The organism is Intrasporangium zincisolvens (assembly GCF_034724055.1).
GTDB lineage: Bacteria > Actinomycetota > Actinomycetes > Actinomycetales > Dermatophilaceae > Monashia > Monashia zincisolvens.
The window spans coordinates 50,189-73,113 of the sequence record NZ_JAWIIL010000010.1; the positions used below are offsets into that span (position 1 = coordinate 50,189).

The 22,925-nt window shown below is 72.1% G+C and carries 25 protein-coding genes and 1 tRNA gene; 9 read left to right on the forward strand and 17 right to left on the reverse strand.

Going from position 1 to position 22,925, the window contains the following annotated elements:
• Positions 1-244 precede the first annotated feature (244 nt).
• The 4 genes from pstS (at position 245) to pstB (ending at position 4,265) form a co-directional block, all read left to right on the forward strand.
• Complete coding sequence (gene pstS, locus RY076_RS19860) at positions 245-1,372, forward strand: phosphate ABC transporter substrate-binding protein PstS (protein WP_323101070.1); 1,128 nt, start codon at positions 245-247, stop codon at positions 1,370-1,372.
• 123 nt (positions 1,373-1,495) lie between these two features.
• Complete coding sequence (pstC, locus tag RY076_RS19865) at positions 1,496-2,503, forward strand: phosphate ABC transporter permease subunit PstC (protein ID WP_323101072.1); 1,008 nt, start codon at positions 1,496-1,498, stop codon at positions 2,501-2,503.
• Positions 2,500-3,468 carry a phosphate ABC transporter permease PstA gene (gene pstA, locus RY076_RS19870; RefSeq protein WP_323101073.1) on the forward strand — a complete coding sequence of 323 codons (969 nt, stop codon included), beginning with the start codon at positions 2,500-2,502 and terminating at the stop codon, positions 3,466-3,468. Before pstC ends, pstA begins: the two co-directional genes overlap by 4 nt.
• Before the next feature lie 20 nt (positions 3,469-3,488).
• Positions 3,489-4,265 carry a phosphate ABC transporter ATP-binding protein PstB gene (gene pstB, locus RY076_RS19875; RefSeq protein WP_323101075.1) on the forward strand — a complete coding sequence of 259 codons (777 nt, stop codon included), beginning with the start codon at positions 3,489-3,491 and terminating at the stop codon, positions 4,263-4,265.
• A 107-nt stretch (positions 4,266-4,372) separates the two neighbouring features.
• Here pstB and RY076_RS19880 read toward each other — a convergent pair whose 3' ends face one another.
• The 4 genes from RY076_RS19880 to RY076_RS19895 all read right to left on the reverse strand — a co-directional run bounded on the left by RY076_RS19880 (position 4,373) and on the right by RY076_RS19895 (position 7,475).
• Positions 4,373-5,377, reverse strand: a complete 1,005-nt coding sequence (locus RY076_RS19880) for an inorganic phosphate transporter (RefSeq protein WP_323101077.1) — start codon at positions 5,375-5,377, stop codon at positions 4,373-4,375.
• Positions 5,378-5,384: 7 nt separating this feature from the next.
• Positions 5,385-6,005 carry a DUF47 domain-containing protein gene (locus RY076_RS19885; protein WP_323101080.1) on the reverse strand — a complete coding sequence of 207 codons (621 nt, stop codon included), beginning with the start codon at positions 6,003-6,005 and terminating at the stop codon, positions 5,385-5,387.
• Between the two features lie 180 nt (positions 6,006-6,185).
• Positions 6,186-6,458, reverse strand: coding sequence for a hypothetical protein (locus RY076_RS19890; protein ID WP_323101082.1), 273 nt, complete (start codon positions 6,456-6,458; stop codon positions 6,186-6,188).
• Between the two features lie 402 nt (positions 6,459-6,860).
• Positions 6,861-7,475, reverse strand: a complete 615-nt coding sequence (locus RY076_RS19895) for a hypothetical protein (RefSeq protein ID WP_323101084.1) — start codon at positions 7,473-7,475, stop codon at positions 6,861-6,863.
• A 228-nt stretch (positions 7,476-7,703) separates the two neighbouring features.
• Between RY076_RS19895 and RY076_RS19900 the strand changes: the two genes are divergently transcribed.
• On the forward strand, positions 7,704-8,027 hold the full coding sequence (locus RY076_RS19900; protein WP_323101086.1) for a hypothetical protein: 324 nt from the start codon (positions 7,704-7,706) through the stop codon (positions 8,025-8,027).
• Between the two features lie 46 nt (positions 8,028-8,073).
• Here RY076_RS19900 and RY076_RS19905 read toward each other — a convergent pair whose 3' ends face one another.
• The 4 genes from RY076_RS19905 to RY076_RS19920 all read right to left on the reverse strand — a co-directional run bounded on the left by RY076_RS19905 (position 8,074) and on the right by RY076_RS19920 (position 12,721).
• Positions 8,074-10,245: an MMPL family transporter gene (locus tag RY076_RS19905; RefSeq protein WP_323101088.1), complete on the reverse strand. Its 2,172-nt coding sequence runs from the start codon at positions 10,243-10,245 to the stop codon at positions 8,074-8,076.
• A gap of 34 nt (positions 10,246-10,279) precedes the next feature.
• Positions 10,280-10,852, reverse strand: a complete 573-nt coding sequence (locus tag RY076_RS19910) for a TetR/AcrR family transcriptional regulator (protein WP_323101090.1) — start codon at positions 10,850-10,852, stop codon at positions 10,280-10,282.
• A 93-nt stretch (positions 10,853-10,945) separates the two neighbouring features.
• Positions 10,946-12,040, reverse strand: coding sequence for a sensor histidine kinase (locus RY076_RS19915; protein ID WP_323101093.1), 1,095 nt, complete (start codon positions 12,038-12,040; stop codon positions 10,946-10,948).
• A gap of 12 nt (positions 12,041-12,052) precedes the next feature.
• A complete protein-coding gene (locus RY076_RS19920; protein ID WP_323101094.1) occupies positions 12,053-12,721 on the reverse strand; it encodes a response regulator transcription factor in 669 nt (222 codons plus the stop codon).
• Positions 12,722-13,042: 321 nt separating this feature from the next.
• Here RY076_RS19920 and RY076_RS19925 point away from each other — a divergent pair, with 321 nt between their 5' ends.
• Positions 13,043-14,341, forward strand: a complete 1,299-nt coding sequence (locus RY076_RS19925; protein ID WP_323101095.1) for a lytic transglycosylase domain-containing protein — start codon at positions 13,043-13,045, stop codon at positions 14,339-14,341.
• 30 nt (positions 14,342-14,371) lie between these two features.
• Here RY076_RS19925 and RY076_RS19930 read toward each other — a convergent pair whose 3' ends face one another.
• Positions 14,372-14,989: a phosphoribosylanthranilate isomerase gene (locus tag RY076_RS19930; protein WP_323101097.1), complete on the reverse strand. Its 618-nt coding sequence runs from the start codon at positions 14,987-14,989 to the stop codon at positions 14,372-14,374.
• A gap of 131 nt (positions 14,990-15,120) precedes the next feature.
• Between RY076_RS19930 and RY076_RS19935 the strand changes: the two genes are divergently transcribed.
• Complete coding sequence (locus RY076_RS19935; protein ID WP_323101100.1) at positions 15,121-15,648, forward strand: DUF4825 domain-containing protein; 528 nt, start codon at positions 15,121-15,123, stop codon at positions 15,646-15,648.
• 16 nt (positions 15,649-15,664) lie between these two features.
• Here the strand turns inward: RY076_RS19935 and RY076_RS19940 are convergent, their stop codons facing one another.
• Both RY076_RS19940 and RY076_RS19945 read right to left on the reverse strand, forming a co-directional pair.
• Positions 15,665-16,597, reverse strand: a complete 933-nt coding sequence (locus tag RY076_RS19940; protein WP_323101101.1) for a hypothetical protein — start codon at positions 16,595-16,597, stop codon at positions 15,665-15,667.
• Between the two features lie 124 nt (positions 16,598-16,721).
• Positions 16,722-17,012: a hypothetical protein gene (locus RY076_RS19945; protein WP_323101103.1), complete on the reverse strand. Its 291-nt coding sequence runs from the start codon at positions 17,010-17,012 to the stop codon at positions 16,722-16,724.
• A 207-nt stretch (positions 17,013-17,219) separates the two neighbouring features.
• Between RY076_RS19945 and RY076_RS19950 the strand changes: the two genes are divergently transcribed.
• The gene (locus RY076_RS19950; protein WP_323101105.1) at positions 17,220-17,756 is read left to right on the forward strand and encodes a P-loop nucleotide/nucleoside kinase family protein; all 537 of its coding nucleotides are present in this window, start codon (positions 17,220-17,222) and stop codon (positions 17,754-17,756) included.
• A 75-nt stretch (positions 17,757-17,831) separates the two neighbouring features.
• Here the strand turns inward: RY076_RS19950 and RY076_RS19955 are convergent, their stop codons facing one another.
• Together RY076_RS19955 and RY076_RS19960 are read right to left on the reverse strand one after the other, a co-directional pair.
• Positions 17,832-18,386, reverse strand: a complete 555-nt coding sequence (locus RY076_RS19955) for a hypothetical protein (RefSeq protein WP_323101106.1) — start codon at positions 18,384-18,386, stop codon at positions 17,832-17,834.
• Positions 18,383-19,285, reverse strand: a complete 903-nt coding sequence (locus tag RY076_RS19960) for a methyltransferase domain-containing protein (protein ID WP_323101108.1) — start codon at positions 19,283-19,285, stop codon at positions 18,383-18,385. Before RY076_RS19960 ends, RY076_RS19955 begins: the two co-directional genes overlap by 4 nt.
• Before the next feature lie 153 nt (positions 19,286-19,438).
• Between RY076_RS19960 and RY076_RS19965 the strand changes: the two genes are divergently transcribed.
• Positions 19,439-19,514 (forward strand) — tRNA-Lys (locus tag RY076_RS19965).
• A gap of 13 nt (positions 19,515-19,527) precedes the next feature.
• Here the strand turns inward: RY076_RS19965 and RY076_RS19970 are convergent.
• The 4 genes from RY076_RS19970 to RY076_RS19985 all read right to left on the reverse strand — a co-directional run bounded on the left by RY076_RS19970 (position 19,528) and on the right by RY076_RS19985 (position 22,661).
• A complete protein-coding gene (locus RY076_RS19970; protein ID WP_323101109.1) occupies positions 19,528-19,908 on the reverse strand; it encodes a VOC family protein in 381 nt (126 codons plus the stop codon).
• On the reverse strand, positions 19,908-20,426 hold the full coding sequence (locus RY076_RS19975; protein WP_323101111.1) for an SRPBCC domain-containing protein: 519 nt from the start codon (positions 20,424-20,426) through the stop codon (positions 19,908-19,910). Before RY076_RS19975 ends, RY076_RS19970 begins: the two co-directional genes overlap by 1 nt.
• Before the next feature lie 48 nt (positions 20,427-20,474).
• Entirely contained in the window at positions 20,475-22,169 is a 1,695-nt protein-coding gene (locus RY076_RS19980) for an MFS transporter (protein ID WP_323101112.1), read from the reverse strand.
• Between the two features lie 87 nt (positions 22,170-22,256).
• Positions 22,257-22,661: an SHOCT domain-containing protein gene (locus RY076_RS19985; protein WP_323101113.1), complete on the reverse strand. Its 405-nt coding sequence runs from the start codon at positions 22,659-22,661 to the stop codon at positions 22,257-22,259.
• Positions 22,662-22,925: the final 264 nt, after the last annotated feature.

Sequence of the window (22,925 nt, forward strand, 5' to 3'; positions counted from 1 at the left end):
CCGGGGGGCCGCGACCGCGGCCGGCTCCCGCCCGAACCCTCCATCGTCGGCGCGACCGTGCCGACCCGCATCCCGAGGCGACCGCCGACCCCAAGACGTCGCCCCTCGTTCACCCGGAGTTAACCGGACGTGGGGGAACGGACACCCTGCAGACCTACCTTCGCGGTGGATGAAACGTCATTCACCGTCGGACGGCAGCGCCCGCCCGGCCACCACGCCCGTCCCATCGAGAGGGAACACACTCGTGTCTGTTTCGCGTATCAGCGCCCTCGGCGCCATCGCCCTGTCCGGGGCCCTTGCGCTCTCGGCCTGCGCGTCCGAGAACAACGGTGCCCAGCCGGGCGCCGGCTCGACCGGTGCTGCCGGCGGTTCGACCGCCGCCGGCGACTGCTTCAGCGGCGACCTCAAGGCGGAGGGCTCCTCGGCCCAGAAGAACGCCATCGACGAGGCGATCAAGGCGTACCAGACCGCCTGCGGCGACGCCAACATCGACTACCAGCCCACCGGCTCCGGCGCCGGCATCAAGCAGTTCATCGCCAAGCAGGTCGACTTCGCCGGCTCCGACTCGGCGCTCAAGACCGAGCCGAAGGACGGCGTCATCGAGGCCGACGCGGCCAAGCAGGCCTGCGGCTCCGAGGCCTGGAACCTGCCGATGGTCACCGGCCCGATCGCGATCGCCTACAACGTCAAGGGCGTCGACAAGCTCGTCCTCAACGCCGACGTCGCCGCGAAGATCTTCGACGGCAAGATCACGACGTGGAACGACCCGGCCATCGCCGCGCTCAACAAGGGCGTCACGCTCCCGTCGACGCCGATCAAGGTCTACTTCCGCTCCGACGAGTCGGGCACGACCGAGAACTTCACCAAGTACCTCAAGGCCGCCGCGCCCGAGGCCTGGAGCTACGACCCGGGCAAGAAGTGGACCGGCAAGGGCGAGGGCAAGGAGAAGTCGGCCGGCGTCGCCACCGCGACGAAGGGCCAGGACGGCGGCATCACCTACGTCGAGCTGTCCTACGCCCAGCAGAACCAGCTGCCGATGGCCCAGATCGACACCGGTTCCGGCCCCGTCGAGCTGACCGCCGAGTCGGCCGGCAAGACGATCGCCACGGCGAAGCAGACCGGCACCGGCAACAACCTCGCGCTCAAGATCGACTACGCGACGAAGGAGGCCGGGGCCTACCCGATCGTCCTCGTCACCTACGAGGTCGTCTGCTCGAAGTACGCCGACGCCGAGACGGGCAAGAAGGTCAAGGCCTTCCTCAAGACCTTCGCCTCCGACACGGTCCAGAAGGACCTCGAGACGAAGGGCTACGCGCCGCTGCCGACCGACGTCGCGACCAAGGTCAAGACGGCCGTCGACGCCATCTCCTGACCCACCGGACCGCACAGGGGCGGACGCCGCACACGGCGTCCGCCCCTGAACCGGTTACCAGCATCGGTGCCACCATCGGTACCAGGCACCACCCGATAGACCCCGAGAGCAGGAAGGCCCCACATGTCGAGCGTGACGGGCGTATCCGCCACAGACGAGATGCCAGGCCCCGACGGGCGAGCCCCCCTCGAGGCCGACCGCGCCTCCACCGGACGCATCGGTGACCGCGTCTTCGGCGGCGCCGCGACCCTGTCCGGCTTCATCGTCATCGCCATCGTGACCCTCATCGCGGTGTTCCTCGTCGTCCAGGCCGTCCCGGCCCTGGTCAACAACAACGCGAGCTTCCTGACGAGCCGCGTCTGGGCGCCGGGCGGCGACAAGCCCGCCTTCGGCATCCTCGAGTTCCTCTGGACCACGGTCGCCGCCTCGACGATCGCGATGTGCATCGCGGTGCCCGTCGGCGTGGCCGTGGCCCTGTTCCTGACGCAGTACTCGCCGGCCTGGCTGCGCCGGCCCGCGGCGACGCTCGTCGACCTGCTGGCCGCGGTGCCCTCGATCGTCTACGGCCTCTGGGGCCTCATCGTGTTCTTCCCGGTGTGGAAGCCCGTGCAGACGTGGATCGAGAGCGCCCTCGGCTGGTTCCCCCTCTTCTCGCCGACCGGCATCTCCGGCGGCACGATCTTCTTCATCGGCATCGTCCTGTCGATCATGGTCCTGCCCATCGTCACGGCGCTCTCGCGCGAGGTCTTCGACCAGACGCCGGTCACGCACAAGGAGGGCGCCCTGGCCCTCGGCGCGACGCAGTGGGAGATGATCCGCACCGCGGTGCTGCCCTTCGGGCGCCCCGGCGTCATCTCGGCCGCGATGCTCGCCCTGGGCCGCGCGCTCGGCGAGACCATCGCCGTCACCTTCCTCGTGTCCGCGCTCGCCGACGGCACCGACTGGACGTTCTCGCTCTTCAACGGCGGCGAGACGTTCGCCTCGAAGATCGCCAACAACGCCGCCGAGTTCAGCAACCCGAGCAAGACCGGCGCCTACATCGCGGCCGGTCTCGTGCTGTTCGTGCTGACCTTCGTCGTCAACAGCATCGCCCGCGTCGTCATCGAGCGCAGGAAGGCCTTCAGCGAATGAGCACGGTGACCGAGAACCGCGGCCCCGTCGACAGCACCGGCGGTGCCGACACCGACACCACCCCGCCCGGGGGCAAGCGCGGCCGTGAGGCCCTGCGCGAGATGAGCAACCCGCACCGGGCCCGCGCCGTCAAGGACGTGGTGGCCCGCGTCGTCATGTGGGGCGCGTTCCTGCTCGCGATGGTGCCGCTCGTGTGGATCCTCGGCACGGTCGTCATCAAGGGTGCGCACATGCTCACCACCTCGGTGTGGTGGACCGGCAACCAGCGCAACATCAACTCCGACGACGTCGGCGGCGGCGCGCGTCACGCCATCGAGGGCACCCTCGAGATGGTCGGTTTCACCGCGCTCATCGCCGTGCCGATCGGCATCCTCACCGCCGTCTACCTCGTCGAGTACGGCCGGGGCTGGTTCGCCCGGATGATCAGCTTCACCGTCGACATCCTCTCGGGCATCCCCTCGATCGTCGCGGCGCTGTTCATCTACGCCGTGTGGGTCACGACCTTCGGCATCGACCGCTCGGGCGTCGCCGCGTCGCTCGCCCTGGTGCTGCTCATGATCCCGGTGATCGTGCGCTCCACCGAAGAGATGCTCAAGCTCGTCCCGAACGAGCTGCGCGAGGCGTCGTACGCGCTGGGTGTGCCCAAGTGGGTCACGGTCGTGCGGGTCGTGCTCCGCACCGCGTTCTCCGGCATCGTCACCGGCGTGCTGCTCGGTGTCGCCCGCGTCATGGGCGAGACGGCCCCGCTGCTGATCCTCGCCCCGTACACCAAGAACTTCCAGCGCGACCTGTTCAACGGCAACTTCCCCACCCTGCCCATGATGATCAACCAGGACCGTGGCGACCTCGCCCTCGCCCCCGCGGCTGAGCGCATGTGGGGAACGGCCCTGACGCTGATCCTCCTCGTCCTGATGCTCAACGTCATCGGCCGGCTCATCGCGCACTTCGGCTCGGTCAAGAAGTAAGAGAAAGCGAATCCCCTGACATGGCAAAGCGAATCGACGTCAGCGACCTCAACGTCTACTACGGCGGCTTCAAGGCCGTCGAAGGCGTCTCGATGACGGTCGAGCCCCGGTCCGTCACGGCGTTCATCGGGCCGTCCGGCTGCGGCAAGTCGACCTTCCTGCGCACCCTCAACCGGATGCACGAGGTGATCCCCGGCGGACGCGTCGAGGGCAAGGTCATGCTCGACGACCAGGACCTCTACGCGCCGGCGATGGACCCGGTGGCGGTGCGTCGCACCGTCGGCATGGTCTTCCAACGCCCCAACCCGTTCCCGACGATGTCGATCTACGACAACGTCGCGGCCGGCCTGCGCCTCAACGGCGTGCGGAACAAGAAGACCCTCGACGGCATCGTGGAGAGCTCGCTCAAGGGCGCCAACCTCTGGAACGAGGTCAAGGACCGCCTGAGCAAGCCCGGCGCCGGCCTGTCCGGTGGCCAGCAGCAGCGTCTCTGCATCGCGCGCGCCATCGCCGTGCAGCCCCAGGTGCTCCTCATGGACGAGCCCTGCTCGGCGCTCGACCCGATCTCCACGCTCGCCATCGAGGACCTCATCAACGACCTCAAGAGCGACTACACGATCGTCATCGTCACGCACAACATGCAGCAGGCCGCCCGCGTCTCGGACCGCACGGCCTTCTTCAACCTCAAGGCGACGGGCGAGCCGGGCCGGCTCATCGAGATCGACGACACGACCCGGATCTTCAACAACCCGACCGAGCAGGCCACCGAGGACTACATCTCCGGCCGCTTCGGCTGAGCATCCTCGGCCTCACAGAGAAAGTGCCCGCTCGACCGTCAGACGGTCGAGCAGGCACTTTCACGTGAGCGGCCCAGCCGGTCGGGCGGGCATTTCTCGTGCGGGACTCAGCGGAAGATCGCGGTGGCGTACCAGACGAGGACGGCCGCGAGGCCGGCGCCGGGGAAGGTGAGGAACCACGCCCCGACGATGTTGCCGGCGACGTTCCAGCGGACGGCGCGCACGCTCTTGGTCGCGCCGACGCCCATGATCGCCGACGTGATGGTGTGCGTCGTCGAGATCGGGGCACCGAAGGCGAGGCCCGCCACGTAGAGGATGGACGCCGCGGTCGTCTCGGCCGCGAAGCCCTGCGGGGGCCCGAGGTCGATGATGCGGCGACCGAGGGTACGCATGATGCGCCAGCCGCCGGCGTACGTGCCGAGCGAGATGACGATGGCCGAGAGCACGAGCACCCACAGCGGGACCGTGGGGCCGGTGTGGTAGCCCGCGATCGTCAGGGCGAGCACGACGACGCCGGCGGTCTTCGCGGCGTCCTGCAGGCCGTGGCCGAAGGCCATCGCGGCGGCGGAGGCCGTCTGCGCGAGGCGGAAGCCGCGGGTGACGCGCCCGGGGTTGGACCGGCGGAAGAGCCAGAGGATGGCCGCCATGACGAGGTAGCCGACGATCAGGCCGATGATCGGCGACAGGACCATCGGGATGACGACCTTGCTCCAGATGACCTCCCACTGGACTGCGACGCCGGCGACGAGGGCAGCCCCGGCGAGGCCGCCGATGAGGGCGTGCGAGGAGCTCGACGGCAGGCCGAACCACCACGTCAGCAGGTTCCAGCCGGTGGCGCCGACGAGGGCCGCGGCCACGAGCCAGAGACCGTCGACGCCGGTGGGCTGGGCGATGATGCCGCTGCCGATCGTCGCGGCGACCTTCTGGCCGAAGAACGCGCCGAAGAGGTTGGCGACCGCGGCCATGACGAGCGCGACGCGCGGGGTCAGCGCGCGCGTCGAGACCGACGTCGCGATGGCGTTGGCGGCGTCGTGGAAGCCGTTGGTGTAGTTGAAGCCCATGGCGAGCGCGATGACCGCGACCACGCCGAAGAGGGGGACGGTGGTGTCCATCAGAGGGTCAGGACTCCTTGACCGCGATGCCTTCGACCACGTGCGCGACCTTCTCGAACGCGTCGGCCGCGTTCTCGAAGCCGTCGACGATGGCCTTGACCTTGATGATGGTGACCGGGTCGACGGAGTTGTTGAAGAGGTTCGCGACCATGGTGCGATGCAGGGAGTCCGCCTGGTTCTCGAGACGGTTGATCTCGATCCAGTAGCTCTTGAGGTCCTGCAGCGAGCGCAGGCGCGGCATCGCCTCGGCGGTCACCTCGGCCATCCGCGCGAGGATCTCGAACTGGTCGACGAGGCCCTCGGGGAACTCACCGACCCGGTAGAGCACGATGAGGTCGGCGGTCTCCTCGATGAGGTCCATGCAGTCGTCGAGCGACGCTGCGAGGTTGTGGATGTCCTCGCGGTCGAACGGCGTGATGAACGAGCTGTTCACCTTGTTGATGAGCTCGTGCGTCGCGTCGTCCGCGGCGTGCTCGAGCTCCTTGAGCCGGTCGGCCACCTCCTGGCGCTTCGCCGGTTCGACCTCGAGGAAGCGGGTCAGCTCCCGGGTCGCCTCGACGAGGAGTTGTGCAGAGGAGGTGAAGAGGGAGAAAAAGCTCGTGTCCTGGGGTGTGAGGCGAAAACCCACGCGCGTGCTCCGGTCGAATCGGGGTCTGGTCCGGGGACGATGCTACGGGCAACGGCGACAAGCGACGCAATCGAGGCTCCACCGGACGTTCACCTACCGTTCGGGCGCCGGACCGGGTCCTACCCGCGGGTAGCGACGTGTCGGTCCAGCCGGACGGGCACCCCGAGCGCCGGGGACGCGTCAGTCGCCCTGCCGTGCGGCTGCGTCTCCGACGACCGAACCGGGCGCCTCCGGGATACCCGGAAGCGAGTTCCCTGCTGCCGCAGCGGGATCCGTCGACGAGGTGGCGTCGAGGCAGGCGTCCTCACCGATGCCGAGGAGCTCGTCGACCTCGGCCGGGGTGAAGTGACGCGGGCTGCCGGACGCGGCCACGACGAGGTCCGAGACGAGCTCGATCTCGTCCCTGAGGGCGACATCGAGCAGGTCAGAGGACCGCTCCTCCTCGGGCGTCATGCGCCCAGCGTAGATCCGGACGGCGCGCGCCGGGCGGGGAAGTGGGCGACGAGATGCGAGGGGTGCGGGTGGAGCCACACCGAGCATCATCACCCCGCTGCCGCGGGCCGCGAAATCGGGGTCCGCGACGGGCACGCGAGGCCGGAGTGCGGCGCGACCGTGACCCGGCCGTCCGGCGGGTCGGCCGGAGTGAGTGTGACGTCGGGCCGGGAGCGCCTCTCGGCACTGGGCCGCTCGTAGCGGCGGATTTTGGGACCCGGGGCTACCGCGGCCCGACGCGGATTCAAGGATAGGCGCGTCCGCGGCGAAGTCCAAAGAAACCGCACCGATCCGTGGACACCCGCGCGTGGTCAGGCTCGCGACGGCGTCCACGCGGCGGTGCCCGGTCGAGCCCGGTCGCGCTCAGTCGAGGGTGTCGGCGCGCCAGAGCCGTGCTCCGGCGGCGAGGTCCTCGGCCATCGCCAGCACGTTGGCCGCCTGCTCGGCGCTCTCGTCGCCCGAGCCGATGTCGGCCCGCCCTGCGGCCACGACGCGGCAGAACGCCGCGGCCCGCTCGAGGGCCACGGCGAGGTCGCCCTCGAAGACCCCACGGAGGACCTCGTCGACGAGTCGGCTCATCTCCTGCGGGCCGGGCGGCTCGGCGGCCCCGGCGACGGCGTGGTTCGGCCCCGTGAAGCGGATGCCGGCGGCGTACTCGCGGCTGGCGTCGTCGGGGGCGCGCTGCACCCACTCGCGGAGCACGTAGAGCCGCCACAGGGCGCCCGGGAGGCTGCGCGCCGGCCGCTGCGACCACAGCTCGGCGAGGGTGGACAGGCCGATGTCGTCGACGAGCGCGACGAGCTTGGTGGTGACGGCGGGGTCGGCGGCGGCGCGCCCGGCGTGGACGAGGGCGCGGGCGGTCTCGTGGGCGACGAGGATCGCCTCGGTCGGGTCGTAGGCCGGGCCGTGGGCCTCGAGCGCCGCCGGGCTGAAGAAGGCCGGACGGCGCGGGTTGCTGCGGTGCTCGCCATCACTCATCCCGGCAGGCTAGCCCTCCACGCCGACGGCGAGGTGGAGGATCCGGCGGGCGGCCCGGGCGGCTCACGGTCAGAACCACCCGGGCCTGGGCCGATAGGTCGAGCCGGCATCGCCGAGGGCCCTGCACTGTGCCTACCCACCTGAGGCTCGGTCTGGTCACCCGGGCACCGACGCGGGAGGATCCGGGGGACGACGCGTGGGGCGTCCGGCCGGACCTCGGAGGTGGCCATGAGCATCAGGGTGGAGACCGCGGACCTGCCGCGGACCCTCGGCGACTACGACTACGCGTTCCTCGTGGCGCAGGGACCGGAGCGTCCGCACGTGCTGGCGGTGCACGTCACGCCCGGGCCGGAGCAGGACGGGGTGCTCGTCGTCGACCGGGTCGGGAGCACCGCCACACAGATCGTCTCCGAACGGCCCGCCGTGACGCTCGTCTTCCCGCCGCGCGATCCTTCGGGCCGCTCGCTCATCGTCGACGGCGAGGTCGACGGCACGGGTGAGGGGACGCTGACCGTGGCGCCGAGCGGGGCGGTGCTGCACCGCCCGGCCTGACCGCGGCCCGCGTCCTCCGCCCCTCCCCCGGGGCCAGTGGTGCGCCTCAGGCGGCGGTGCGCCGGCGCAGGCTCTCGCCCTCGATGTCGACGTTCGGCAGGAGCCGGTCGAGCCAGCGCGGAAGCCACCAGGCCCGGTCGCCGAAGAACGACATGACGGCCGGCACGAGCGCGAGGCGCACGACGAACGCGTCGACGAGGACGCCGAAGGCGAGCGCGAAGCCCATCGACTTGATGATCGCGTCGTCGACGAAGACGAAGCCGGCGAAGACGCTGATCATGATGAGCGCCGCCGCGACGACGACCCGCGCGCCGTGGCCGACGCCGGAGACGATCGCCTCGGGGGCCGACTCGCCGTGCACGAAGTCCTCGCGCATCCGCGACACGAGGAACACCTCGTAGTCCATGGCCAGGCCGAAGAGGATGCCGATGAGCAGGATCGGCAGGAAGCTGACGAGGGGCCCGGGGGTGTCGAGGCCGATGGCGTCCTTGAGCCAGCCCCACTGGAACACGGCCACCGTGGCGCCGAACGTCGCCCCGACCGACAGGAGGAAGCCGACGGTCGCCTTGAGCGGCACGAGGACCGAGCGGAACACGAGGGCGAGCAGCACGAAGCTGAGCCCGACGACGACGAGCAGGTAGACGGGCAGGGCTGCCGAGAGCTTGTCCGACACGTCGACGCCGATGGCCGTGACGCCGGTCATTGAGATCTCCGCCCCGGTCGACGTGGCGACGGGCGCGACGCCGGAGCGCAGGTCGCGGACGAGGTCGAAGGTGGCCTCGTCGCTCGGGCCGGACTTCGGGATCACGGCGAGGATCGTCGTGCGGCCGTCGGCGCTGGTCTGGCCGGGCGCGACGGCGAGGACGTCGGGCGTCTTCTGGGCGATGCCGGCGGCCTGCTGCGCGGCGGCCTTGACCCCGGCGGCGTCGTCGCCGTGGACGACCATGACGAGGCGGCCGTTGAAGCCGGGGCCGAAGCCCTCGGACACCATGTCGTAGGCGACGCGCTTGCTCGAGCCGCTCGGGGCGGTGCCGTCGTCGGGCAGGGCCAGACGCATGCTCGCGGCGGGGATCGCCAGGGCGCCGAGCAGCACGACGCCGATGAGCAGCACCGGGCCACGGGCCTTGACCACCCTTCGGCCCCAGGCGAACCCACGGTTGGTCGCGGCGTCCTCGAGGTCGGCGGCGGGCGCGCCGCCGCGGCGCGCCTTGCGCTGGCTCCGCGACAGGACGCGGTCGCCGGCGAAGCCGAGGATGGCGGGCAGCAGCGTCACCGCGACGACGACGGCGATCGCGACGGTCCCGGCCGCGGCCAGGCCCATCGCCGTGAGGAACGGGATGCCGACGACCGACAGGCCGGCGAGGGCGATGACGACGGTGAGGCCCGCGAACACGACGGCCGACCCGGCCGTGCCCACCGCGTGGCCCGCGGCCTCCTCGCGGTCCATACCGACCGCGATGTCGTGCCGGTAGCGCGAGGTGATGAACAGCGAGTAGTCGATGCCGACGGCGAGGCCGAGCATGAGGGCGAGGATCGGCGTCGTGCTCGTGAGGTCGACGACGTGCCCGAGCAGCATGAGGCCGGCGACGCCGAGGCCGACGCCGACGAGCGCGTTGAGCATCGTCATGCCGGCCGCGACGAGCGAGCCGAAGGTGATGAGCAGGACGACGAGCGCGACGACGACGCCGAGGCCCTCGGTCGAGCCCACCTCCGGCTCGGCGAGCAGCGGCTCGCCGCCGGAGGCGACGGTCCACCCGGCCGGGGCGCCCTGGCCGAGGTGCTCGTAGGCGGTGCGCTGGTCGGGGGTCAGCTTGTCGGCGCTCTGCTTGTACTGGACGGTGACCAGGGCGTACCGACCGTCGGGGCTGATCGCCTTGGTGTCGAACGGGCTCATCGCGCCGAGGACGCCGGGCAGCTGGTTGGCCTTGGCGACGACCGCGTTGACGGCGGCCTGGCCGGCGGGGGTCATGACCGTCTGGCCCTCGGGCGCCCGGACGACGACGGTGCCGGCTGCACCGCTCGCCTGGGGGAACTCGGTGCTCAGGGCCTCGAGGGCGCGCTGCGACTCGGTGCCCGGGATGGTGACGTTCGACGTGGGCGGCGTTCCGGCAGCGACGAACCCGCCGACGACGGCCGCGAGCACGAGGGCGAACAGCGTCGCGACGATGCCGCGTCGGCGGAAGCTGAGGCGCCCGAGACGGTAGAGCAGGGTGGCCATGCGGGTCTCCAGTGGATCGGTCAGGAAGGTCGGGTCAGAGGCGGACGGTGGTGAGGCTCGCCGGGTCGCGGTCGAACATCCGGGCCCCGAGGCGCAGCAGGGCCCCGGACAGGTCCTCGTCGTCGACGTCCGGCAGGGAGAGGCACGCGGCGAGCAGGCCGGCGACGAAGGCGTGGGCGGCGACGCGTCGGTCGAGGGTGTCCTCGTCGGCGACGACCACCTCGGTCAGCTCGTCGACCCACTCCTGCCCGCGGCCGACGACGGTGATCTCGTCGGCCATGTCCTCGAGGCCGCGGAGCATGGCGATGGCGCTGCGGTGCTTCACGACGAGGGCGGCCGCGTGCTCGAGGGCGAAGGCGACGGCGTCGGTCGGCGGGAGCTCGGGGGCGCCGGCGCGGATGCGCTCGACGTCGACGACGAGCGGGTCGAGCAGCTCTTCGAGGATCGCCGTCTTCGTCTTGAAGTGGTAGAGCAGCGCGGCCTTCGAGCAGCCGGCCGCGTCGGCGATCATCTGCAGCGACGTGCCGCGGAAGCCGATGCCGGCGAACATCCGCTGGGCGACGTCGACGATCTCGCGCCGCAGCGCGTCGCGGGGTGGCCTGCTCATGGGAACGATGGTGCACTGACCGATCGGTCAGCGTCAAACCGATCGGTCAGGCGCCGCCCGTTCGGTCAGGTCGGTCGTGCCGACCGGGTGCGCTCAGGCCGCCTGCGGCGGCCAGGAGAACCCGACCCGCGCGCCTCTCCACCGAGACGACCCGATCTCGAGCCGGCCGCCACGCCGCGACACCGCCTCCTCGACCATGCCGAGGCCGAGCCCCGTCTGCGACAGCTCGTCACCGAACGCGTCCGACGGGCTCACCTGCGCGGCAGTGGAACCCGGCGCCGACTTCGCGAACCCGTTGACGGCGTCTCCGCGTGGCCCGTCGACCGGAGCCTGGGCACCGGCGAGGACCGCCTGACGGGTGCCCGCCGAGAAGCCCGGGCCGGAGTCGGAGACCCCGAGGGTGATCCAGCCGTCGAGCCCGCGGGTGCCGAAGAGCTCGATCGTGTCACCGGGACGGGTGTAGCGGATCGCGTTCTCCACGAGGGTGTCCAGGCAGGCCCTCAGCCGTTCCGGCGAACATCGCGACGTGCCGGCGCTGGCCGTGACGAGCCACTCGCGCTCGGCGACGGCGGCCCACGCGTTGCGGGTGCGCACCAGGAGCTCGTCGAGGTCGACGGCCTCGAGCTCGAGGTCCTGCTGCGCGAGCAGGCTGCGGACGAGCCGCTCGCAGACACGGGTCAGCCGCTTGAGCTCGTCGCTGACGATGGCCAGCTCGATGGCCGACTCGCTGCCGACGTGCCGGTCCTCGAGTACCTCGACGTAACCGCGCGTGATGGTGAGCGGCGAGCGCATCTCGTGCGACGTGCGGCGCGTCAGCAGCTCCCGCGAGTGGGCCTCGCGGCTCTCCCGTTCGTGCAGCGCGGTGAGCGCCGCGATCGCGTCCTGCCGACGCCGCACGTGCACGACCATGAGGGCCATGAGCAGGAGCATGAGCGGGATCTCGGCCGCCTCCTGCCAGTCCAGGACGTCCTCGAACACCCGCAGCAGGAGGATCGACCCGGTGATGACGGTGAAGATCGCGAGGCTGATCCACGTCGCGGCCGCGGTCCACACCTCGAGCCCGAAGCACAGTGCGAACGTCGCCCACGCGATGTGGTACGGCACGGTCTCGCTGCCGGGGACGGCCCACATGACCGCCGAGCAGACGAGCCCGACGGCGACCCAGACCCAGAACGACCGACGCGCCACCACGACCTGCCCTCAGTCCTCGTAGAAGCAGTAGCCGACGCCGCGGACGGTTTCCAGCGGCAGCTCCTGGCCGAGCTTGCTCCGCAGCCGGCCGACGCACACCTCGACGACGTTGCTGCCGGGGTCGAACCCGAGTCCCCACACGTCGTGGAGCAGCTCCTCGCGGCGGCACACCTGGCCGCGTCGGCGCATGAGGTGGGCGAGCAGGCTGAACTCCCGCTCGGTCAGCGTCACGCCGACGTCGTGGAAGCCGGCCCGACGCCGACCGAGGTCGAGCCGGACCCCACCGGCCTCGAGCACCTGGTCGTCGCGGGTCGGGCGCACCTGGCCGACGTTGCGCCGTACCCGCGCGAGCAGCTCGGTGAGACTGAACGGCTTGGCCACCACGTCGACCGCCCCGTTGTCGAGCGCCTGCACTCGGGCGCCGACGTCGGTGACGCCTGACAGGACGATGACCGGAGGCATGTCGGTGCGCTCCCTCATCGCCTTGAGCATGGACAGGCCGCTCGGGCCCGGCATGACGAGATCGAGCAGCACGAGGTCGACTCCCCCACCCTGGAGGCGGTCGAGCGCCGCGTTGGCGGTTGCGGCCGTCACGACCGAATGCCCTTCCGACGAGAGTGATCTCGACAGCAGTCCCCTGATGCGTTCTTCGTCGTCGACGACCATGACTGTGGCCATCCTGGCCCCCCCCTTGACGTCCCCCGTACTGACAAGTCAGAACAGTTCAGCACCTGTGAGCTTCCTGATGAGGCGATGTCCGATATGTCGCCCCGAGGTCGAGGGCCGAATCAGGACGGTCCCGGACGAAAGGGTGGCATTTCCTGACGGGAACATGACAGGGGCGTGTGCGCGACCTGACCGTGGCGTGATGCGGACCTCGGCCGCAGATGACCGACGCGTGAGCATCGACCCCGTCCCCGTGCGGGTCGCCGGGCGGGGTGCGACGGTCGGTCCCGGCGGGCGCGTGGGGCCCGCCCCAGAGGCGTACGGGGGTGCACCGTGGACGAGGCACGGGGTCGGTGGCCGGCACGCGCCGTCTCAGGGCCCCTCCTCGCCGCGTCGTCCCTGACGGCCGCGCTGCGCTCCCGGCCGCGGGTCACGCTGACGCTGTGCGCGGGCCTGCTCGCGCTGGCCGCCCTGGGCGGCGACCCCTCGGCTCCAACCCTTCCCGCAGGAGCCCCGCTCAGCCACGGCGACCGTGCGGAGCCGGCGCACCCGACCGGCGCCGCCGCTGCGGCCGACGCGGCGACCGTCGTGGCCGCCTTCGGCCGACGGGCGGTGCCCGCCGTCGCGCTCCTCGGCACGGGCCTCGGGTCCTCGCCGGTGGACGCCGTCCCGGCCTCGGTGACGAGCCTGCCGCCCTCCGCCGGCCCCACCGGCGCTGCGTCGACCGGCTCGACCGGCTCGACCGGGGCGGCCTCTACGGCCCCTGGGACGATCGGTGCCGGGACCCCGTTGCGGGTGCCGGCGGTGCTCGCCGCGGCGTACGCCGCGGCGGCGCGGTCCGCTCGCCCCTCGTGCCACCTGCCCATGACGCTGCTCGCCGGCATTGGCGAGGTCGAGTCGGGATCCGTGCGGGGACGCGGCCTCACGCCCGGTCACGTCGTCGTCCCCGCAGTGCTCGGCCCGCGGCTGGACGGGACGAGGACCGCCGCCGTGCATGACACCGACCACGGCGCTCTCGACGGCGACCCCGTGTGGGACAGGGCGGTCGGACCGATGCAGTTCCTGCCGGGCACGTGGCGCCGCTGGAGTCGGGACGGTGACGGCGACGGCACCCGTGACCCCCAGGACGTCGAGGACGCGGCGGCATCCGCTGCGGCCTACCTGTGCGGGTCCGGTCGTGACCTCGCCCGCCCCGCGGACCTGCGCGCCGCGGTCCTGTCCTACAACCACTCGACCGCGTACCTGGCCGCCGTGCTCCGGCTCATGGCCCGCGCCGAGGTTCCGGCCGACGCCCCGGCCGTCCCTGCCATACCCGCTGCGGGCCCGACACCCCCTGCGACGCGTCCGCGGCCGACGCCGCCCCGCACCACCGTGACGGTGACGGCCACCGCCCCGCCCGGCGCACCGGCAACCGTCATCGTGACCGTGACGTCGACGGTCACCGCTTCACACTCCCCCTCGACGACCTCGACGACCTCGACGACCTCGGCCACCACGACGAGCGCCCCACGCACCTCGAGCGCGGCGGGCACCCCAGCTTCCTCGACCGGCACGTCGACGAGCACCTCGACAGGCACCTCGGGCACGGGCACGGCGACCTCGCTGACCGGCACCCCGCTGCCGACGCCCTGAGGCCCGCTCCGGGTGCCGGGTCGGGCCGCGTCAGCGGTCGCCCGCGTCCGCCGCCCTGGCCGCAGCGACGAAGGCCCGCACGAGGTCGGGGTCCTTGACCCCGCGGCTCGACTCGACGCCGCTCGAGACGTCGACGCCCCAGGGCCGCGCCGCGGTGACGGCGCCCGCGACGTTGACCGGATCCAGACCGCCGGCGAGCAGCCAGCGCCCGCGCGGGCGTCGGTGCTGGAGCGCGCCGATGTCCCACGTGTGGCCCGAGCCGGCGACCGGAGCATCGAGCAGGAGCACCTCCTCGCCCCACGCTCCCACGGTGAGCTCGGTCGAGTCGTCGAGGGCGGTCGCCCGCCAGACCCGCGCGAAACCGGCTCGTGCCGTGGCGAACTCGGCCGCCGAGTACCCACCGTGCAGCTGGAGCACGGTGGCACCGATGCTGCCCGCGGCCTCGACCGCCTCCGCCACCGGCATCTCACGCACGACGAGCACCGTGTCGGCCCGACCGCCGACGGCCTCGACCACGCCGGCCGCGGCCTCCGGTGTCACGTGCCGCGGGCTGCCCTCGCTCATGACCACGCCGACCGCGTCGGCGCCTGCCGCGACGGCCACGCGGGCCATGTCGGGGTCCTTGAGGCCGCACACCTTGACGTACACGGCCCCAGCCTCGCAGGTGGGCCGGACGTCACGGTGGACGTGTCCGGCGATACAGGGATCCGATCTGCCCTCAGCGACGTCCATCCGGTGCGCCGGACCCGGCGCACCCCGGCCGCTGCACAGGAGACCCCATGCCCCGCCAGACCTCGCCGCGTCCCCCCGTCTCGCGAGCCTGCGCCCTGGCGGCGCTGACCATCGTGGCGGCCGCCACGCTCCTCTCCGGCTGCTCGGCGACGTCGGGCCGGGACGCCACCCCGAGCGAAGCCCCGACCGACGCGTCGGGCCGGCTCGTCGCCTCGCTGTGGGCCGACCGCACGGCGCACGTCGGCGACAACATCAGGGTCATCGCCCTCGTCGGCGACAGCGGCCTCGACGACCTCGGGCCGCGGACGATCTCGCTGCAGACCGGGTCCGAGCCCTACGGCCTGACCGTCCGCTACCCGGCGCCGGTGAAGTCGGGTGGCCCGTTCGACGCGACGCCGCAGGCGACGCTCCTGCTCGGCACGGTCGGCAATCTCGACCACGTCACGGTGGTGGCCAACGGGTCGACCTTCACCCTGACCGCGGCCGACGCGTCGCGGGCGCTCGGCCACGACGTCAAGCAGCTCGGCACCGACCACGCCGCGCTGGCGCGGTACGTGTCGTCGCTCGACGACTGAGACGCGTTCGTCCGGCTCAGGGCGCCATGGCGGCGTAGCCCGACGCGTCGTGGATCGCCAGGCCGGCGAACGTCGGCTGGGCCGACGCACCGGACACGACCTGGGCGAGCTGCACCTCCATGTCGGTGCGCGTCCAGCCGAAGAACGTCTGCTTCGTGTCGACCGTCGAGCTGCCGAGGTAGTTCGTCTCCTGGCCGAGGCGGACCGGCTTGCCGAGGGACGCGCCGGCTGCGAGCGCGCCAGCCGCGATGTCGAGCGTGCCGTCCGGGCCGGTGGCCGTGTTGCGGTAGGACATGACGGTGACGCCGGCGGTGCGCTTCATGATCTCGCGGTCGAGGCTCGAGGCCGAGCCGCCGCTGGCCGTGGCCGGGATCTCGTTGAACCAGAAGGGGATGTCGGCCTCGATGGGGTAGGTGCCGGCGTTGGCCTTGAGCTTGTCGAGGAGCGTCAGGTACTTCGCGACGACGGTGGGCCGGTCGGTGGTCCAGGCCGAGGTCGAGTACGGCTCGACGTCGATGTGGATGCCGGTGAACAGGCCGGCGCTCTTCGCGGGCTTGAGCCAGTACGTCACGACCCAGGACGGGTTGTCGACCCAGCCGGGGTCTCCGCCGAGGGCGTCGACGCGGATGCCCGCGGCGCGGGCGCGGCCGACGAGGTCCTTGATGGCGGGCAGCTGGCTCGAGGTCGTGATGTTGGGCGGGACGGCGACGAAGAGCTGGTCGATGCCGGTGCTGACCGCGAGGTCGATGGTGGCCGCGGGGGTGCTCGTGTCCCAGACCCACATGGCGCGGGTGTCGGGGCCCGGCGTCGTGGTGGCGGCGGCGGCCCCGGGCGCCATCGCGAGCGTTCCGACTGCTGCGGCGAGGACCGCGCTGATCGTCACGGCGATCCGGGCTGCGCGGGACGGGCGGGACGGGCGGGACGGGCGGCGGTGGGACGTGAACAACATGCGGAGCTCCGGGCGACGGGTGGTGGAAACACACCCAGTGTCGGAAATGTTCGCCCGATTCGTGGCGGTTTCGCAAGATTTCTGCAAGCCCGCCGCAAGCGGTCCCCAAGGCGTCCGCCGGTTGTCACGGCTCGGAGCGGGTCCGCCCCGGCAGGTCCGGCAGGTCTGGCAGGTCCGGCAGGTCCGGCAGGTCGCGGTCTTCCTGGGCCATCGAGATCAGGCCGTTGAGCTCGACGTGCCAGCGGCGGTGTCGGTCCGCGAGCTCGGGTCGCACGCCGACGCGTGCGCCGCAGTCCCGGCAGTCGAGTCCGGTCGCCGCGAGGTCGAAGCCTCGCCGCCAGTCGGTCCGGTCGAGGACCGGCCCCGCGCCGGGCGGCGCGGACCGGACCACGGCCGATCGGTGAGTCTGTGCCATCTGGGTCCCCTGTCGCGTGGCTCGCCCCGCGCAGGGCGGGGTCGGTCACCCCGGGCCCGGTCGGCTGGGACCCGGCCCGGTGTGCGAGCACGGTACGTGCCCGACGCGTCTGCCGGGGGTCACGGCACGGCCGGTTGCACGAAGATGCAGACGCCGTGCGCTCCGGCGGGGGCAGCGCGCGCCCGGGGTCCGGCAGACTGACCGCCCATGCCGCACCTCTTCTACCTCGTCGGCCCTCCCGCCGTCGGCAAGCTGACCGTCGCCCGCGAGCTGGAGAGGCGCACCGGGGCGATCGTCGTCGACAACCACCTCATCAACGACCCGGTGTTCGTGCCGATGGGGGTGCACCGCGGCGAGGGCATCGATGCCACGGACGAGCTGCGCCGGCGGGTGCTGTCGGTGGTGCACGAGGCCGCCGAGCTGGCACCGGCGTCGTTCAGCCACGTCTTCACGAACTGGCTGCCGGACGAGCCGGAGAACGGGGCCCTGGTCGAGCGGCTGCGGGAGCTCGCGCGGCGACGGGGCGCCGCCTTCGTGCCGGTGTGGCTGACCGCCGACGCCGACGAGCTTGCCGAGCGCGTCGTGCGACCCGATCGGACCCAGCGCGCGAAGCTCATGGATCCCGACGTACTCCGGACGCTGCTGCCGATCCGCGAGCTGCCCGCGCCGCCGGACGCGGTCGTCCTCGACACAACGCGGCTGCGCCCCGACGAGGTCGCCGACCGCATCCTCGCGAGCCTGTGACCGGTCGGCGCGCGATGTCATCCCCCGCCACTCACCACCTGCTCCCGTGGTGGGAGCAGGTGGTGAGTGGCGACGTCAGGGCCGTGCAGGCACGTACCACCGCCGCGAGACGTCCCGCTCGACGCCGAGGACGATGAGGACCGACAGGACGACGCCGAGCCGCACCATGACGGAGTCCACGGCGGACCACGCCAGCACCGCGCCCACCACGGCGACGAGCGGGCGGGCGAGCGTCAGCGGTCCGAGCAGCAGGGCGGTGGCGAGGTAGCCGACCTCCCACGGCAGCAGGGCGTAGGCCGCCAGGGCCCCGAGCACGACGAGCCCGTACGGGAGGTAGACGACGAGCATCGCGTTCGCGGCGGCCGCCCAGTCATCGAGGCTCGCCCCGTGGTTGAGGCCCACCACCAGGAGCGGAAGCGGCGGGACCGAGGAGAGGGCCAGAACGGCCAGCCCACGGGCCGAGCCGACGAGGTCGCGACGCCGGTGGCGCACGAGCCCGTCGCGGCCGGCCGACGCGCGGAAGCCGGAGAAGGCCGCGTCGAGCACCCCGAGCACGATGAGCGTCGACAGCGCTGCAGCAGAGGGCAGTCCGGGCGGCAGGATGCCGGACGCGAGAGCGGGCGCGCTCATCCCCGGACCCCGACCGTGGGACGCAGCACCTCGACGGCAGGCACCTGCAGCGGCCCGCCTGACGCGTCGGGGAGGCGGTAACCCGGAGCGCCAGTCGCTGCCGCAGCGCGCAGGAGCGCCGGGTCGTGCGCGCGTCGGACGGAGAGGTTTCCGTCGTGCCGCGAGAGCGGCTCCCGCATCCGGGCACGGTGGAACACCCACGCGCCGACGCGCGCGATGCGTCCGGGCACGAGGTCCCAGTGGGCGAAGGCCGCGACGCCGAGCCGGGCGTGCGCGGCGAAGAACCCGGGCAGCGCGTCGGGCGGCAGGTGGTGCAGCAGGCCGGTCGAGATGACGAGCGTCGTGGCGCCGTCCTCGACGGCGACACCCGGGTCGAGGGCGTCGCCGATGACGAACCGCGCGGCGAGCCCCTCGACCTCGGCGAGGCGACGGGCCTCGCCGACGAGAACCGGGTTGAGGTCGACGCCGACGAGCTCGACGTCGGGCCCGAGGTCGCCCCGGGCGGCGAGGGCGCGCACGACGTACCCGAGGCCGCACCCCACGTCGACGACGCGCAGGGGACGCGGCACCACCGCCTCCCCCGACGCGGACGCGACGGACGCGCGGTCGCGGAGCTCGGCGAGGAGCGGCGCCAGGGTCGCGCGGACCCGGCGCCACAGGAGCAGCTCCTCGGCCAGTCGCTGCAGCTCGGCGTGCACCCGGATCCCGAGCGCGTCGACGTGCCGGGTGTCGAGGAGGTCGCCGTCGGTGACCGGCATCCGCGACACGAGCCGGGCCGCCCGCTCCTGGCCGGAGGCCCGGAGCCGCTCGACGACCTCGGCCCGACCGATCGCGAGGCGTCGTCCGGACGCGTCGAACGACCACAGGAGGTCGGTGATCTCGACCGGCGGCAGCGACATGGGCGCCAGTCAACCCGACCGATACCCCAGACGAGGCGCAACCGGCCCGAACGGCGCGGTTCCGCTGCAGGAGCCGGCTACATGGTCAGGCATACTGGGCGCGCGGCGCCGCCGGTCCGTCGGGAGCCTCCCGCGCGAACACCACGACGCCCAGGGCCTCTAGCTCAGTTGGTAGAGCGTCGGACTTTTAATCCGCTGGTCGTCGGTTCGAGCCCGACGGGGCCCACCAGACGTTCTTCGTGTCAGTCGGCGACCTTCGGGGCCTCCCACATCGACAGGCAGAAGGGGTGCCCGGCCGGGTCGGCGTACACCACGCAGTGGTCGGCGTTGGGCTGGTGCTCGAGGCGGGTGGCGCCGGCCGCCAGCACACGCGCTCCGGTCTCCTCCAGGTCGTCGACGAAGAAGTCGAGATGCATCTGCATCCCCACCTCGCCGTCCGGCCAGGTAGGCCGCCGGTGGTCGTCGATCTGCTGGAACCCGATGTCCCCGTTCGGCCCCTGCACGAGCGCCCAGTGCTGGTCACCCTTCGCGACCCCGCCCGTGATCTCGGCGTAGAACCGCGCCAGGGCGATCGCGTCGGGCGCGTTGACCGTCGTCCCGCTGAGCCTGATCAGCTCCGACATCAGCCGATCTCCATCTGCTGGTAGGCGGGCGTGAGCTCTTCCCACCGCTGCCTCCACCCGGGCGCCCCTGCGTCGGAGCTCCACCCCTCCGGATGGACCGGGCCGTCGACCTCCAGCGACCGACCGAGATCCTCGAGGTGGGCGCGCCAGCCGGAGGCGTGGAAGGGCAGGTGCCGCATCGACAGGCCGCGCTCCTCGACCACCAGCCGGGTGCTGGTGCCCTCGTCGGTCAGCCACGCCTCGATCTGTCCCTCGTCGTCCGTGCCCGGCTCCGTCGTCAGCAGCAGGTGGTGGGGCGCGTCGCACACCTCGATGCGCGCCGGGCCGGTCCAGCTGCTCGTGAAGACGGCCTGGACCGTGCCACCGACCCGCATGTCCCCGTCGACCGTGGCGATCCAGCGGGCCAGCCGCTCCGGCGTCGTGCACGCCTGCCACAGGTCGGCGATGTCCGTCTCGTACACGTCCTCGACCCGCACTGCTCCGCGGGTCCCGTCCAGTGTTCGCATCGTTGCTTCCATGACGCCAATTTAACCATCCGGCTATGTAACCGCAAGGTTATGGTTTCGTCAGGGTGATCCGTCGGCGGCGTCGGGATCCGGTCCGGCACCCGCCCCGGCCGCCGACGCGTCGGGCGACGCGTCGGGCGCGGAGCCCGGCTGACGCGTCGGGATGCCACTCACGGAGTAGATGGCGATCAGCCCGAGGATCGCGAGCACCCCGAGCGACGCCCGGAGACCGGCGAGGCGGGCGGCGGTGTTCTCCTCCATCACCGCCGTCGCGGTGTCCCCCTGCACTCCGGCCGCGGTGAGGGCGGCGCTCAGCTGCGAGTCGGGGATGAACGGCACCCCGGAGGCCAGCTGGACCTGGGCCTGCGAGGAGAGGCTCGCCGGGATCGCCGGGTTGTCCTGGATGCCGGTGAAGAAGGACGAGGTGAGCGCGGCGATGAGCACGGCCCCGCTGAGGGCCGTGCCGAAGGACGACCCGAGGAACGTCACGGTGTTCTGCAGGCCACCCACCTCGTCGGTCTGCTCGTCGGGGACCGACGACACGGTGACGCTGCCGAGCTGGGACGCCAGCGCGCCGATCCCGAGCCCCGCAAGGAGCATCGGAAGCGTGACGACCTCGGGGCCGGCGCCGCCTTCCAGCGCCGCCATGAGGGTGACGAGGCCGAGGAAGAGGGAGAGGAACCCGAGCCGCACGACGCGGCGGGGGTTGGCGTCGGGGAAGAACTTCGGCACCCCGACGGCAGCGAGGAGCAGGGTGACCGAGAGCGGCAGCATGCGCACACCGGTGGCGATGGCCGACAGCCCGAGCGAGACCGACAGGAACAGCGGCACGGCGAAGAACATCCCGGCGAGCAGCAGGTACTGGAAGAAGAAGCCGACGAGCCCGCCGCGCAGCAGCGGGTTGCGCAGCATCGCCGGGTTGATGAGCGCCGCCTCGCCGCGCTCGACCCGACGCCGCTCCCAGGCGAGGAACCCGAGCAGGACGAGGCCGCCGGCCAGGATGAGCCAGATGACCGCGGACAGGCCCAGCAGCGTCGGCGCACCAGGCTTGGGGTCGACCAGACCCCAGGTCCCTGCGCGCAGGATCCCGTAGACGACGAGGGCCAGGCCCGTGGCCGACAGGGCGGTGCCGACGAGGTCGAGGCGCACGCCGGGCTCCGGCGGGGTGTCGGCCATCCGGCGGGTCAGCGCCAGGATGCCGAGCACGACGATGACCTCCCCGGCGAACACCCACCGCCACGACCAGTAGGTCGTGAACAGCCCACCGATGAGCGGGCCCGCCGCCACGGCGATGGCACCCGCCGCGGCCACCATCCCGTAGGCCCGGGGGCGCTCCGACCGGTCGAAGTTGGCGGCGATGAGGGCGACGATGGCCGGCATGATGAGGGAGGCGCCGATGCCCTCGAGCAGCGACCAGCCGATGAGCAGGACGGTCAGGTTCGGCGACAGCGACGTCGTCAACGAACCGCAGCCGTAGATCACGCAGCCAAGGGCGAACGCCCGCTTGCGCCCGAGGATCTGGCCGACCTTGCCGCCGGTGATCATGAGCGAGGCCATCACCAGCGTGTAGAGGGTGATGGCCGTCTGGATGCCCGTGACCGAGGTGCCCAGGTCGTGGGCGACCGTGGCGATGGACACGTTCATGACCGAGCTGTCCAGCGCCATGAGGAACTGGCCGGAGGCCAGCGTGACGAGGATGGTGCCAGAGGCCGCGCCCGCGACCTCCACCGGTGCGGGCGCGGTGCTCTTCGCCATCAGGGTGCTCCTTCCGACGACCCGACCCCCTCGGGGTCGGGCGAGGGCCTTGGTCGGGCGAGGGCCTTGGTCGGGCGAGGGCTGTGGTCAGGCGAGGGCCTTGGCCTTGAGCCCTTCGAACTCCTCCGGCGTGATCGCGCCCGAGTCGAGCAGCGACTTGGCGCTGGCGATCTGGTCCGCCGGGTTCGTCCCGCCGCCGGAACCGGACGCCACGTTCTTGATGTACTCCTCCTGCTGCGCCTGCATCTGCGCCACCTCACGCATCTGCCGCTCGGACATGCTCCGGCCGCGGACGATGAGGTAGATCAGGGCGCCGAACCACGGCACGACGATGAGCAGCACCGCCCACCCGGCCTTGCCCCACCCGCTGAGGTCCCTGTCCCGGAACACGTCGAAGATGCACCGCACCCAGACGAAGATCGCCGCGAACCAGACGAAGAACCAGAAGCTCCACAGCAGGACGTCCCAGAAGTTGGTCGTGATGTTGTCCATGCCAGTCCTCTCCAAGAGCCAGCTCGACGCCCCAGTGGTCGTCAGCACCAGCGTGGTCGACTCGGGCCCGGTCAGCCTCATCCCGCAGGAGTGATCCCGGTGCGCCGGCCGCGGCGCGAGACTGGCGGCGGCGAGGTCGGACCTCGCCCCTTGCGCAGGCGGCCGAGTCCGTGGCGCGGCAGGACCGGGTGACGCCGGGTCCGGGGTCGATTTCCCGGGATCCCGCCCGGAACCGGGCCGGCGGCGTGACACTGCCAGAGCAGG